Here is a 12,611-nt window from a genome sequence, read left to right on the forward strand (position 1 = left end):
GCACCTGTTCAACCGCTGACCATAATGCCGAACGTTGCCCACGATTCCTCTTGAGGCTGGTGGTGACTTCGGCTCGGTGACTACAGGGCTGGCCCGTTACGCCGAGCACCTGTTCAACCGCTGACCATAATGCCGAACGTTGCCCGCCATTCCTCTTGAGAGGGTGGCGATGACTTCGGTCTGATGGCTGCAGGGCTGGCCCGTTACGCCGAACGCCTGTTCAACCACTGATGCAGAGCGATATGGGTTCCTGTCGTCTTGTTGGCATCGAACATCTCCCGCCAGCCCGCAAGTGTTGCCATTTAACGACACCGGGCTGACCAGCAGGGCGACAGAAGCGGTCGGGGGCGGCCCCCCTCGCCCTGCCCCAAGGGCTGCGCAAGAGGTATGCTTGTCGCTCCCACTATTGGAGCCCTTCCATGCCCAGATTCTTGCTACTGTTGCTCGCCCTGATCCTGCTCAGCGCCTGCAGCAGTACTCCCTCGTTCGTCCAGCAAGAGTTGCAGCACCATCACTGGGTGCTAGACAAGCTGGATGGCCAGGCCATCAAAGCCTCTCGCGACAACCCGCCCGATTTCGAGATTGGTGAACACTTCACCGTCAACGGTATCGCCGGCTGCAATCGCTACTTTGGCCAGGGACACCTCGAGGGTGACAGATTCTGGGTCACCAGCCTGGGCAGCACAGAGATGGCCTGTCAGGCGCAACTCGCCACCATAGAGCAGGCCGTCATCACCACGCTGACCGACGGCGCCACTCTGAGCGGCACCACCCAGACCCTGATCCTGGAAGGGAAAAGGCACCGTTTGGAGTACACCTTGCGCGACTGGGTGCACTAGCGCTCACAAACAGGCATCACAAACAGGAACATGTGCCCCGCCTGTGGCACAATATGAGGCAGTGCTCGCAATGGAGGCTGTCTCAGCCATGTCGATGGATCGTCTGTTTGACAAGATCAAACAACTCCCCACTATCCCGCAGCTGCTGCATGAGTTGATGCAGAGCTTCAACGATGAAAACGCCCCTATCGACCAGATCGCGGCCAAGATCGCCATGGATCAGGTGATCAGCGTCAAGGTGCTGCGGATGGCCAACTCGGCCGCCCTGCGCCGCGGCAATGAGGTCACCTCCATCGAACAGGCGGTGATCCGCCTCGGTTTCAACCGGCTGCGCTCCGTGGTGGTCGCCTCCGGCATCATAGGCAGCTTCAAGGCCCCCCCCAGCTTCGACAAGAACAAGTTCTGGACCGAGACCTTCCAGGTCGCCACCATCGCCAAGACGCTGGCCCAGGAGGCCAAGGTGCTCGACCCCGAGACCGCCTTCACCTGCGCTCTGATCCACAACATTGGTGAGCTGCTCATCCAGAGCACCCTGCCGGAAGAGGCCGAGCTCATCAACATGGCGATCCAGAAGGGCAGCAGCCGGGTCGAGGCTCAGCGTGAGATGCTGGGCTACGACTATGCCCAGCTCGGTGCCGAGCTGGCGCGGCGCTGGAACCTGTCGGAAGCTTTCGTCGATGCCATCTCCCAGCAGCTGGATCCCCTCTCCCACGATCCGGTCAGCAAGGAGGCGGTGCTGATCCGGCTCGCCGTCTTCATCTCCTTCGCCTGGAATGCGGGCGTGCCCGCCCAGGCCATCATAGCCCGCTTCCCCAAGCCGCTCGCCGATCAGCTGGGGCTGGATCCCAAGTCACTGGCAGGCCAGCTCGAAACGCTTCACGAACAGGGTAATGCCCTCGCCGACCTTCTGACTCAATAAGCATCATGACTCATCCATTTCTGTTTCATCCCCAGGTGGCGCCCTGGTTCAAAGAGAGCGCCGACACCCTGCACCTCACCCTGTTCAGCGCGCTGGATGCCCCGATCCGCGAGGTGTGGCTGCGCCACGAGCCGGACAACGAGGAGTATCTGGTGCCCATGACGCCTGTCTCCACTAGGGACAGGTTGCAGGTGTGGCAGGCGACTCTGCCGCTGGCCAAAGGACAGGATATCCACCTCTACTGCTTCAAGTGCCTGACCGATGAGGAGCAGTGGTGGCTGCACGGCGCCGGCGTCAGCTCCGCCATGCCACCTCGGGAGCAGCACTTTCGCTTCAACAGCCTGCACCAGCCGCCGGCCTGGGTGCAGGATCAGGTGTTCTACCAGATCTTTCCCGACCGCTTCTGCAACGGTGATCCGTCGCTCAGCGTCACACATCACGAATATGAGTACAGAGGCAAGGCGGTCATCAGCAAGGCGTGGGGCGAGCCAGTCAGCCGTCACGAAGAGGGGCACGGCGCCTGTGAATTTTACGGCGGGGATCTGGCGGGCATCGATGCCAAGCTGCATTACCTGCAATCCCTCGGGGTCACGGCCCTCTACCTCAACCCCATCTTCGATTCGCCGAGCAACCACAAGTACGATACCCAGGACTACTTCAAGGTGGATGCGCACCTCGGCAGCAACGCGCAGTTCGCCGAGCTGACCCGCAACCTGCACCAGCGCGGCATGAAGATCATTCTGGATGCAGTGGTCAACCATACCTCGACCCAGCACCCCTGGTTTTGCCCGCCACAGGGCGCCCAGAGCAACCCGGACTCGCCGTGGCGCAGCTTCTACACCTTTGACAACGAAGGGGACTACGTCAGCTGGAAGGGCATTCGCAGCCTGCCCAAGCTCGACTTTGCCAGCGAACAGGTGCAGGACGCCGTCTACCGGGCCGATGACGCCATACTGCGCTACTGGATGCGGGCGCCCTACCAGATCGACGGCTGGCGCTTTGACGTCATCCATATGCTGGGAGAGCGGGGCACCGCCGAGGGCAATCGCGGCCATGTGCGTGCCATTCGCGGCGCGGTGAAGCAGGAGAACCCGGATGCCTATGTGCTCGGCGAGCACTTCTTCGAGGCAAGCCAGTGGCTGCAGGGAGATCAGGAGGATGGCGCCATGAACTACTATGGTTTCGCCCACCCGATCCGCGCCTTCCTGGCCGGGCAGGACATCGCCTATCACCCCATCAGGATCAGCGCCGACGAGCTGGACAGCTGGCTCAAGCTGGCGCGGGCCCATATCCCGTTCAAGAACCAGCTGGCCCAGTTCAACCTGCTAGACAGCCACGACACCGCCCGCTTCCTGCATCTGCTGGGCGAAGACAAACAGCGCATGACCCTGGCTGCCACCCTGCTGCTCACTTACATAGGCGTGCCGTCCATCTACTACGGTGACGAGGTGGGGCTCTCGGGTGGCAACGACCCGGATTGCCGTCGCTGCTTCCCCTGGGAGACCACTGCCTGGGATCACGTGCTGCACGATCACTACCGCCGACTGATCCAAATCCGCAAGCAGCGGCCTGCTCTGCGCCGTGGCGATATCCAGACCCTCTACGCCGGCCCGCACAGCTATGTGTTCGCCCGCACCCTGCAAAGCGATCAGGTGGTGGTGGCCTGCAACCGCCATCCGACCGAACCGCGCACCATCAACCTGCCCCTGTGGCAGACCGCCAGCCCCGCCAGCCGCTTCACCGATGCCTTCAACGGCGACAAGTACGAAGTGGTGCAGGGACAGGTACAACTGACCATACCCGCCAACTCGGCCAGAGTGCTGCTCTCCAGCTGAGCGGGCAGCTGCGCGCTGAAAATAAAAAACCGGAGCGCAAGGCTCCGGTTTTTTATTCCGTTCAATCCGTGATGGCGTCAGAGCCGTTGCCTGCCGCAATCAGTAATTGATGCTGACGTAGGGCACTTCTTCTACCTGCCACAACTGCTTGAGGTAGACGGTCAGCACAAAGAAGAAGTTGGCCAGCAGGTTGGCGAAGCGATAGAGGATGGGATCGAAGCGGACACCGCTCTCCTCGAGGCGCACCAACAGCCGCACCACCTTCTTGCTGCCGCAGCGACACAGATGCAGGGTGGGAATGGGCTGGGGCCCCTGGGGCAGCACGAAACCCGTGACCCGGCCACGGCTCGCCTCGTTGTAGTGGTCATACCGCGTTTTCAGCCACGCCAGATCCTCTTCAAAAATACCGAGCTTGCCACGTACCGAGCCATTGAGGTTGTAGATAAGCCGCTGCAGGGCCCCCAGGTCGGCCACCATCTCGCGGGTCTCCTCTTCCGGAGGCAGCTGGGCGAGCACGGCCCCTACCTGACAGCAAAGCTCGTCGGTTGCTATCTCGTAATCACACTGGAACTGGGTTTCGAAGATAAAGGGGTAGCAGAGCTCGCGCTTGTCTCTTGGCTTCTTGGGATTCGGGTTCATGGGCTGACCGGATTGGGAAAAGAGCCAGTTTGCCAGCCCCCGGAGGAGCTGGCAAACGGCAGCTTATGGCTTGAACCGGGCGATGGCGGCTCAGACGCTCTTGCTGGCGGGCTCGGTCGCAGGCTGGAACTGGCCTATCATTCGCAGCGCCTCCAGCATCCGCTGGTTGAAGCTGGTAAAGCTGTTCACCTGAGCCGGTTCGTTCTGGCCGCGGGCCGCCAGCACCGCAGGGGTCAGCGCCTGCTGCTGCGATTCCGGCAGCAGGGCATCCGCCTGTTGCTGCACCTGATCGAGCTTGGGCAGATAGTCCGCCAGCGGCTTGAGCATGTCCTGCAGCGAGTGGGCTCCCTGGTAGGTCTGGCTCAGCTTGAGGCTCTGCTTGAGCTTGAGGGAGTAGGAGGCGAGCTGGCTGTCATCCAGTTGCAGGTCACCCGCCTTCTTCAGCAGATCCTCGAAGTTGCCGGAGAAGAAATTCCCCGCCAGATCATCGATCCCCTTGACCAGCTTGCCGATGGAGTCCATCTCCTCACTGCTGAGATCCCCCTCCAGCGAGAAGCTGAAGCTCTGGCTCGACTTGAGGCTGAACTGGCTGCCGCTGTCGTCTTTCTGGGACTTGGTCTGCCAGCTGTCATTGAAACGCAGCACCACCTTGTCGCCATCTTTGGTCTGGATCTCCAGCGAGCCCTGCTGGCGACTAGCCATCTCGGCCTGCCCCATGTCGGTGGAAGAGACCTTGCCGAAGAACTCCTTCTCGAACTGATCGAGCCCCTTCTGGATCAGCTTGTAGCTCTGATCGATACCGGTCTTGATGTCTTCGTTATCGGTGGCCCAGTCGCCCAGCTGCTTCCTGGCGTCACCGAAGCCCTTGTCCACCCCCTTGCGGGCCTGCTCCATCATGCCGGTCAGGTCGTCGTCTGACTTGCCGTCCGCACGGGCGGCCCCCAGCCGGCCGGTGACGAACTGCAATACGTTGTCCGCCACCGACTGGAAGTCGAACAGGGTCTCCGGGGTTATCTCCTCGGGTTCTTGTGCCTTGGGGGCCTGATAACCCTGACCGTTGATCTCCAGCGCAAACTGCAACGCCTGCTGCACCAGCACCTGGGCCCACTTGGGCGGCTTGTGCAGGGAGACCTCCTCTGCGCTGCTGGTCTGCTTCTCTTGTGCCTGTTGGGGTGCCTTGGGCGAAACGCCCACTCCCTTGGGTTGGGCTGAGCCCACGCCGTCGATTTGCATAATGTGTCCTCCCACCATGCCTGTAGATCAGGTATCGGCCTGACTGAACACTTCTTGACCACAAAATACTGGACAATCTGCAACGGCCTTTTAAAATCCACACCCTTTGGGTGGCCCGTTGCCTTCCCCCGATTTCGACCCGGCCCTGCCGGTGTGCATGTGAGGTATATCATGACCCAAATCCAGCAAGCTGGCGCCGACTCCCAGGCCCTGCGGACTCCCGCCGACTACCAGGCCCAGCTCGACGAGAAGCGCGAGCGACTCACCCAGCTGTTTACCGGGTTCAATCCGCCCTCACTGGAGGTGCATGCCTCCCCCGCCGAGCATTACCGGATGCGCGCCGAGTTCCGCATCTGGCACGAGGGAGATGACCTCTTCCACTGCATGTATGCCCAGGCCACCAAGGAGATCATCCGGGTCGATGCGTTTCCCACCGCCAGCCTTTTGATCAACCAGCTGATGCCGGTGCTGCTGGCAGGGCTGCGCCCGCACTTTGTGCTGCGTCGCAAGCTGTTCCAGATCGATTACCTCTCGACCCAATCCGGCCAGATCATCGTGAGCCTGCTCTACCATCGCAAACTCGAAGCCGAGTGGCAGCAAGCCGCCGAGACGCTGCAAGCCGATCTGCGGGCTCAGGGGTTCGACCTGCGGCTGATTGGCCGCGCCCACAAGCAGAAGATCTGTCTGGGCGATGACTTCGTCATCGAGCAGCTCAACGTGGCCGGCCGCCAGCTCACCTACAAGCAGGTGGAGAACAGCTTCACCCAGCCCAACGCGGCCATCAATGAGCAGATGCTGGGCTGGGCGCTGGATGTGACCAAGGGGAGCGAAGGAGACTTGCTGGAGCTCTACTGCGGCAACGGCAACTTCTCCATCGCGCTGGCCCAGAATTTTCGCAAGGTACTGGCCACCGAGATCGCCAAGCCGAGCGTCGACTCAGCCCAGTTCAACATCGCCGCCAACGGTGTCGACAACCTGATCATACTGCGCATGTCGGCCGAGGAGTTCACCATGGCGATGCGCGGCGAGCGGGAGTTCAACCGCCTCAAGGGGGTCGATCTCAAGAGTTATCAGTGCAACACCATCTTCGTCGACCCGCCCCGCGCAGGTCTCGACGATGCCACGGTCAAACTGGTGCAGGAGTACGACAACATCCTCTACATCTCCTGCAACCCGGAGACACTGCAGGCCAACATGGCGGTGCTGGGCGAGACCCACGAAGTCGCCCGCTTTGCTCTGTTTGACCAGTTTCCCTGGACCCATCACATGGAAGCCGGGGTCTATCTGAAGCGCAAGGCTGGCTGATTTCGAGCCGTCTGCACGACCAGTATGACGACAGGGCATGCGGGCCCTGTTTGATTATTTATCCCAGTGCACGCCGGGCTGGGAGCCGTTATGCTGGCGGCACGCGCATCCGCGCCACAGCCTGGGTGTCATGCCACAATGCAACGCATTCTTTTTGTTGAAGATGATCCCGAAATAGGCCAGCTCATCAGCAGCTGGCTTGCCCGCCACGACATGGAGGTGCTGCTGGAACCCAGAGGCGACCTGGCACTGGCCAGAGCCTTGGCCGAGCAACCCGACCTGGTGCTGCTCGACATCATGCTGCCGGGGCAAGATGGCCTCTCCCTGTGCCGGGATCTGCGCCCGCGCTTCAAGGGCCCCATCGTCATGCTCACCTCCCTCGACAGCGACATGAACCAGATCCTCAGCCTGGAGCTGGGTGCCAACGACTACATCCTCAAGACAACGCCGCCCCCCGTGCTGCTGGCCCGGCTGCGGGTCCAGTTCCGCCAGCAGGGGCAGGCGCCACAACCGGCCGCCCTCAGCACGCCCCCCCAGCGCCTGCAGTTCGGCCGCCTGCGGATCGATGGCCCGGGGCGGGACGTGCGGCTCGATGGCAACAGCATCCCGCTCTCCACCGCCGATTTCGATCTCTTGTGGGAGCTGGCCTGCCACGCGGGCCAGATCCTGGGACGGGAGGCGCTGTTTCGCAGCCTGCGGGGCCGCGACTACGACGGCCAGGACCGCAGCATGGATGTGGCCATCTCCCGCCTGCGCCGCAAGCTTGGGGATGACAGCAACAACCCGACCCGCATCAAGACGGTGCGCCAGAAGGGTTATCTGCTGGTACCCCATGCCTGGGAATGACGTTGATGCTCACTTCTCCCCTTGCGGGGGATGAGGGGACAACAACGCAACACCCGGACGCAATCCAGGAAAGAGGAAAGATCCCATGCGCCGCCTGTTTATCCAGTTCTACCTGCTGCTGATCGGCTGTTTCACCCTGGCCATACTGCTGGTCGGCATCGTCTATCAGGTCAGCGCCGAGCGGGCGGGTGACCGCTATCTGGAGCGGATGATGCAAGGCTCCCTCGGCCTGCTCACCGGCGAGCTGGCCCGCCTGCCGCCGGAACACTGGCCCGCGCGCATGGCGGAGCAGAGCCGCCAGCTCACCCTGCCGCTGCAGATCGGCGCCCTCGCCAACCAGCCGCTGGCCAAGGAGGATCAGGCCTTTCTCGAGGCAGGCAACATAGTCATAGTCGAGGAGGATGACACCTTCCTGCAGCGCATCCCGGGCACCGACCAGGTGCTGATCGTCGGCCCCGTGCCCTATCTCTCCTATCTGCACGAGCTGCACTGGGTGGATGTGGGGCTGCTGCTGGCCATAGGTCTCTCGCTGGGTCTACCCATACTGCTCTGGCTGCGCCCGCACTGGCGCGGCCTGCAACGGCTCGAACAGACGGCCCGCCGGGTCGGCGACGGGGATCTCTCCAGCCGCACCGGCCTGCCCGCCGGCAGCAGCCTGGGCCGGGTGGGACGCACCTTCGATCAGATGACGGAACAGCTGCAGGCCATGCTGGCCAGTCGCAAGCAGCTGACCGACGCCATCGCCCACGAGCTGCGCACCCCCCTGGTGCGATTGCGCTACCGGCTCGCCATGCTGGACCCGCAGCCATCGGCAGAGGAACAACAGGGGCTGGAGCGCGACCTGGGGGCACTGGACGCCCTCATCGAGGAGATGCTCACCTACGCTAGGCTGGATCGTCCCGAGCTGCCGCTGCAATGCAGCGAGCTGGAGCTGGCCGGCTGGGCCGGCAGCCGTCTCCCGGACTGGCAGGCGCTGCGGCCACAAACCCGGCTCGAATTCAGTCACCCCGCCAATCCTCTGCCCTGGCGCGGCGATACCCGATTGCTGGACCGGGCGCTGGAGAACCTCATCGGCAATGCCCTGCGCCACGCCACCAGCCGGGTGACCCTCGCCATGAGCCAGCAGCAGGATCACTATTTGCTGGAGGTGGCCGACGACGGCCCCGGCATAGATCCGGCGCTGGCACCCCAGATCTTCGAACCCTTCGTGCGGCTGGATCAGAGCCGGGATCGCCGTACCGGCGGCGCCGGCCTCGGCCTCGCCATAGTGCGCAGCATAGCCCGCCACCACGGCGGCGAGGTGCAGTTGCTGCCCAGCGCAGTCGGCGCCCGCTTCTGCCTGAAGCTGCCCGTACATTTGGATACAAACCGTCACCAGCCACTCACTGAACCGCCAGCGGAACGGCCCTAGGATGAAGTCATGGAGAAACGCTCCATGTCATCAACCCGAATGAGGAACTGGAATATGAACAAGCTGATCCCCCTGAGCCTGGCCGCTGTCTTCGCCCTGACCTCCGGCTTCACCATGGCAGCCACCCCCACCAAGGCCGCCGCTCCCCAGGCGACCCAGACCAAGGTGGTGAAAAAGCATCACAAGGCCACTCATGCCAAGGCACCGGCCGTCAAGGTCGCTCCCAAGACCAAATAACGATGTATCAAGCTTTCCGTAATGAAAAGGGGCCCCCAGGGGCCCCTTCTGTCGTGGTCGGCATGGTGCCGCCGGTTTATTCCAGCATGTAATCTGCCGGTAGCGCGACGCGTGCCACGCCGGAAGCCATCGCCGCCAGCGCCACGGCGCGGGCCACCCGTGGCAGCAGACGGGCATCCATCGGCTTGGGAATGACGTAGTCCTTGCCGAAGGAAAGCGCGCTCACCCCGGCGGCAGTCAGCACCTCGGCTGGCACCGGCTCCTTCACCAGACCGCGGATCGCCTCCACCGCGGCTATCTTCATCGCATCGTTGATGCGGCTGGCACGGGCGTCCAGCGCGCCGCGGAAGATGAAGGGGAAGCAGAGCACGTTGTTGATCTGGTTGGGATAATCCGAACGGCCCGTGCCCATGATGAGATCGTCGCGCACCGCGTGGGCCAGGGATGGCTTGATCTCCGGGTCCGGGTTGGAGCAGGCGAAGATCACCGGGCGCGGCGCCATCAGGGCAACCGCTTCGGCGGGCAGCACATCCGGGCCGGAAACACCGACAAATACATCCGCCCCTTCAATGACATCCATCAGGGTGCGCAGCGGCGTGTCGTTGGCGAAGCGCTGCTTGTACTGGTTGAGATCGGTGCGGCCTGTGTGGATCACCCCCTGGCGATCGAGCATGAAGATGTTGTGTGGCGCGGCGCCGCACTTGATCAGCAAGTCCATGCAGGCGGTGGCGGCAGCACCGGCCCCCATGCAGACGATGCGACTCTGTTCGATGCGCTTGCCCTGCACTTCCAGCGCATTGAGCAGACCGGCAGCGGTGACGATGGCGGTACCGTGCTGGTCATCGTGGAATACCGGGATATCGCAGCGGGCGATCAGCGCCTGCTCGATCTCGAAACACTCGGGCGCCTTGATGTCTTCCAGGTTGATGCCACCGAAGGTATCGGCGATGGCCGCCACAGTGTCGATGAACTGCTGGCTGGTCTCGTGCTTCACCTCTATGTCGATGGCGTCTATGCCGGCGAAGCGCTTGAATAGCAGGGCCTTGCCCTCCATCACCGGCTTGGAGGCCAGCGGGCCCAGATTGCCCAGTCCCAGAATGGCGGTACCGTTGGAGATGACGGCCACCAGGTTGCCCTTGCCGGTGTAGCGGTAGGCATCATCGGGATTGGCGGCGATCTCGCGCACCGGCTCGGCCACACCCGGACTGTAGGCCAGCGCCAGATCGTGGGCTGTCTCGGCAGGCTTGGTGAGGGCGATGGTAATTTTGCCCGGCACGGGCTGGGCATGGTAATCGAGTGCTTGTTGACGCAGATCGGACATGGGGGACCCCGATACGGAAGTGAATGGAGTGGTGCATTGGCTCGCCAGCGGGCGAGGGCTGGGGATCATAAAGAAAACCATCGGGCTTTCACAGAGGAAAGTATCGCCTCGACGCCACTGACAAGCCAGTAATCAGCATGTCATGCCAACCACAAATACCTATTTAGTTATAGATATGGTTTCACCCCATCACAGGAATGCCCGCTTTCGCCTCTGCCTGCCTGGCGATGGCCTCCGTCATCCCCAGGAAGATAAAGAGGTGGAACGGCAGCATGGCGAGCCAGTAGGCCAGTCCCCAGGCGCCCTGCGGATGCCAGTGTGCCGTTACCTTGATGCGGGTCAGACCGGACTCCTCCGGCAGTATGTTGAACTCCAGCCGCCCGACGCCGGGGGCCTTCATGTTGAACAGCAGATCCAGCCTGCGCCCCTCGTCGACTCCGAGGATCTGCCAAGAGTCCAGCATGTCCCCCTTCACGAAGCGATCCGGGTTGGTGCGGCCACGGGTGCGGGCCGGGCCGCCGATCAGGTGATCCATCCATTCGCGCACCACCCACAGCTCGTTCATGTAGAAGTAGCGCTGCTCGCCCCCCAGCTGCTGCAACACCTGCCACACCACCTCGGGCGAAGCGAGACAGATGGCCTCCCCGCTGGCGGTGCGGTCATAGAAGCCGTACTCGGGATGGCGCCAGCGCAAGCCCAGCGGCGTCTCCTGACCCTGCTGCTCGGCACCCAGCTTCTGTTCCAGCGCCAGACTCTCCCCGAGCGCCTCGTCGAAGCTGAGCAGGGTTTGCGGCAGCAGGGCCCGCAACGGGCCGTCATCGGCCGGGATGTCGTGCTTGAGGCCACCCACCAGCGCCTTGGCCACCGGTTGCGGCACAGACGTGACGAATTGCAGCCACCAGGCGGAGAGACGGGGGCTCAGAAACGGGATGGGGATGATGGGACAGCGCTTGCCGATATGGGCTGCGAACTTCTGCAACTGCTGCTGATAGCTGAGCAGCTCGGGGCCGACGGCGTTGAGCACCCGGCCATCCACCCCTTCGACCTCCACCAGCCCGCCGAGGTAATGCAACAGGTTGGAGAGCGCTATGGGCGGCGTGCGGGAGCGCACCCACTTGGGCGTGACCATCATGGGCAGGTTGAACACCAGATCCCGCATCACCTCGAAGGCGGCCGAGCCCGGCCCTATGATGATGCCGGAGCGCAGCTCCACCGTCGGCACGCCAGAGTCACGAAACAGCTCGCCACAATGGCGGCGGGAGTTGAGGTGACGGCTATTGCAACGCTCGGGCTGGATGGCCCCCAGATAGATGATGCGGCGCACCCCGGCGGCGCGGGCGGCGGCGGCGAAGTTCTTCACCCCCTGCTGCTCCAGCCGGTGAAAATCGGCGCCGGCCCCCATGGCGTGCACCAGATAGAAGACGGTGTCTATGCCCGCCAGCGCGGGCAGCAGCGTGATGGGCTTGAGGCTGTCGGCGAGGCGAAACTCCACCCCCTGCGGCAGACGGCAAGGGCGACGGGCCCCGGCGATCACCCGATAACCCAGCCCTTGCAGGTGGGGCACCAGATAAGACCCTATATACCCTGCCGCTCCCATCACCAGACATGTGCGCATCTGTTCTTCTCCCATGATTGAGCCAACACCATAGGGCAAACCGCTTCAATACAGAACGCCAACCAATAAAAAAGGCGCCCGATGGGCGCCTTTTTCAGAATTCTTCAGAAGTAAGATTACTTCTTGGCAGTCAAGCCACCGAAACGCTTGTTGAACTTGTCTACGCGGCCGCCGCTAGAAACTTCTTTCTGCTTGCCGGTATAGAACGGGTGGCATGCAGAGCACACGTCCAGGTTCAGATCTTTACCCAGGGTAGAGAAAGTGTTGATCACGTTACCGCAGGAGCACTTGCAGGTGATGGCTACATAGTTAGGATGAATACCAGCTTTCATGGACAACCTCAATTATCAGGCCGTGTCGCTATCCGATCTTCTGTCGGACACCACACGATTGTTGAACACAGTTTCAAAG

The 12,611-nt window shown here is 62.5% G+C and carries 12 protein-coding genes; 7 read left to right on the plus strand and 5 right to left on the minus strand.

From position 1 onward, the window contains the following. Positions 1–419: 419 nt before the first annotated feature. The 3 genes from BN1128_RS15475 to malZ all read left to right on the plus strand — a co-directional run bounded on the left by BN1128_RS15475 (position 420) and on the right by malZ (position 3,593). Positions 420–839, plus strand: a complete 420-nt coding sequence (locus BN1128_RS15475) for an META domain-containing protein (RefSeq protein WP_042870338.1) — start codon at positions 420–422, stop codon at positions 837–839. 70 nt (positions 840–909) lie between these two features. After that, positions 910–1,758 (plus strand): HDOD domain-containing protein, encoded by an 849-nt coding sequence (locus BN1128_RS15480; RefSeq protein ID WP_042870340.1) that lies wholly within the window; start codon positions 910–912, stop codon positions 1,756–1,758. A gap of 5 nt (positions 1,759–1,763) precedes the next feature. Then, positions 1,764–3,593 (plus strand): maltodextrin glucosidase, encoded by a 1,830-nt coding sequence (malZ, locus tag BN1128_RS15485; protein WP_042870342.1) that lies wholly within the window; start codon positions 1,764–1,766, stop codon positions 3,591–3,593. Between the two features lie 99 nt (positions 3,594–3,692). Here the strand turns inward: malZ and BN1128_RS15490 are convergent, their stop codons facing one another. Both BN1128_RS15490 and BN1128_RS15495 read right to left on the minus strand, forming a co-directional pair. Further along, on the minus strand, positions 3,693–4,232 hold the full coding sequence (locus BN1128_RS15490; protein WP_042870344.1) for an ATP--cob(I)alamin adenosyltransferase: 540 nt from the start codon (positions 4,230–4,232) through the stop codon (positions 3,693–3,695). A 90-nt stretch (positions 4,233–4,322) separates the two neighbouring features. After that, positions 4,323–5,465 carry a DUF5610 domain-containing protein gene (locus BN1128_RS15495; RefSeq protein ID WP_042870346.1) on the minus strand — a complete coding sequence of 381 codons (1,143 nt, stop codon included), beginning with the start codon at positions 5,463–5,465 and terminating at the stop codon, positions 4,323–4,325. A gap of 171 nt (positions 5,466–5,636) precedes the next feature. Here BN1128_RS15495 and trmA point away from each other — a divergent pair, with 171 nt between their 5' ends. The 4 genes from trmA to BN1128_RS15515 all read left to right on the plus strand — a co-directional run bounded on the left by trmA (position 5,637) and on the right by BN1128_RS15515 (position 9,264). After that, the gene (gene trmA / locus BN1128_RS15500; RefSeq protein WP_042870347.1) at positions 5,637–6,770 is read left to right on the plus strand and encodes a tRNA (uridine(54)-C5)-methyltransferase TrmA; all 1,134 of its coding nucleotides are present in this window, start codon (positions 5,637–5,639) and stop codon (positions 6,768–6,770) included. Between the two features lie 138 nt (positions 6,771–6,908). Next, the gene (gene rstA / locus BN1128_RS15505) at positions 6,909–7,616 is read left to right on the plus strand and encodes a two-component system response regulator RstA (protein WP_042870349.1); all 708 of its coding nucleotides are present in this window, start codon (positions 6,909–6,911) and stop codon (positions 7,614–7,616) included. Between the two features lie 85 nt (positions 7,617–7,701). Then, positions 7,702–9,027 (plus strand): two-component system sensor histidine kinase RstB, encoded by a 1,326-nt coding sequence (rstB, locus tag BN1128_RS15510; RefSeq protein WP_042870352.1) that lies wholly within the window; start codon positions 7,702–7,704, stop codon positions 9,025–9,027. A 54-nt stretch (positions 9,028–9,081) separates the two neighbouring features. After that, complete coding sequence (locus BN1128_RS15515) at positions 9,082–9,264, plus strand: hypothetical protein (RefSeq protein ID WP_021138483.1); 183 nt, start codon at positions 9,082–9,084, stop codon at positions 9,262–9,264. A gap of 76 nt (positions 9,265–9,340) precedes the next feature. Here the strand turns inward: BN1128_RS15515 and BN1128_RS15520 are convergent, their stop codons facing one another. From BN1128_RS15520 to rpmE, 3 genes are all read right to left on the minus strand, one after another. Continuing rightward, positions 9,341–10,585, minus strand: coding sequence for a malic enzyme-like NAD(P)-binding protein (locus BN1128_RS15520; RefSeq protein ID WP_042870354.1), 1,245 nt, complete (start codon positions 10,583–10,585; stop codon positions 9,341–9,343). 181 nt (positions 10,586–10,766) lie between these two features. Beyond that, entirely contained in the window at positions 10,767–12,200 is a 1,434-nt protein-coding gene (locus BN1128_RS15525; RefSeq protein ID WP_042870451.1) for a DUF2867 domain-containing protein, read from the minus strand. 116 nt (positions 12,201–12,316) lie between these two features. Next, the gene (gene rpmE / locus BN1128_RS15530) at positions 12,317–12,532 is read right to left on the minus strand and encodes a 50S ribosomal protein L31 (protein ID WP_042035896.1); all 216 of its coding nucleotides are present in this window, start codon (positions 12,530–12,532) and stop codon (positions 12,317–12,319) included. Between the last annotated feature and the right edge of the window lie 79 nt (positions 12,533–12,611).

Source organism: Aeromonas piscicola, from assembly GCF_000820005.1.
Lineage (GTDB): Bacteria > Pseudomonadota > Gammaproteobacteria > Enterobacterales > Aeromonadaceae > Aeromonas > Aeromonas piscicola.

What these genes read in the sequence shown, in the direction of transcription:
- BN1128_RS15475 (WP_042870338.1), top strand. Translation starts at nt 420, where the DNA reads ATGCCCAGATTCTTGCTACTGTTGCTCGCCCTGATCCTGCTCAGCGCC.
- BN1128_RS15480 (WP_042870340.1), top strand. Translation starts at nt 910, where the DNA reads ATGGAGGCTGTCTCAGCCATGTCGATGGATCGTCTGTTTGACAAGATC.
- malZ (WP_042870342.1), top strand. Translation starts at nt 1,764, where the DNA reads ATGACTCATCCATTTCTGTTTCATCCCCAGGTGGCGCCCTGGTTCAAA.
- BN1128_RS15490 (WP_042870344.1), bottom strand. Translation starts at nt 4,232, where the DNA reads ATGAACCCGAATCCCAAGAAGCCAAGAGACAAGCGCGAGCTCTGCTAC.
- BN1128_RS15495 (WP_042870346.1), bottom strand. Translation starts at nt 5,465, where the DNA reads ATGCAAATCGACGGCGTGGGCTCAGCCCAACCCAAGGGAGTGGGCGTT.
- trmA (WP_042870347.1), top strand. Translation starts at nt 5,637, where the DNA reads ATGACCCAAATCCAGCAAGCTGGCGCCGACTCCCAGGCCCTGCGGACT.
- rstA (WP_042870349.1), top strand. Translation starts at nt 6,909, where the DNA reads ATGCAACGCATTCTTTTTGTTGAAGATGATCCCGAAATAGGCCAGCTC.
- rstB (WP_042870352.1), top strand. Translation starts at nt 7,702, where the DNA reads ATGCGCCGCCTGTTTATCCAGTTCTACCTGCTGCTGATCGGCTGTTTC.
- BN1128_RS15515 (WP_021138483.1), top strand. Translation starts at nt 9,082, where the DNA reads ATGAACAAGCTGATCCCCCTGAGCCTGGCCGCTGTCTTCGCCCTGACC.
- BN1128_RS15520 (WP_042870354.1), bottom strand. Translation starts at nt 10,585, where the DNA reads ATGTCCGATCTGCGTCAACAAGCACTCGATTACCATGCCCAGCCCGTG.
- BN1128_RS15525 (WP_042870451.1), bottom strand. Translation starts at nt 12,200, where the DNA reads ATGCGCACATGTCTGGTGATGGGAGCGGCAGGGTATATAGGGTCTTAT.
- rpmE (WP_042035896.1), bottom strand. Translation starts at nt 12,532, where the DNA reads ATGAAAGCTGGTATTCATCCTAACTATGTAGCCATCACCTGCAAGTGC.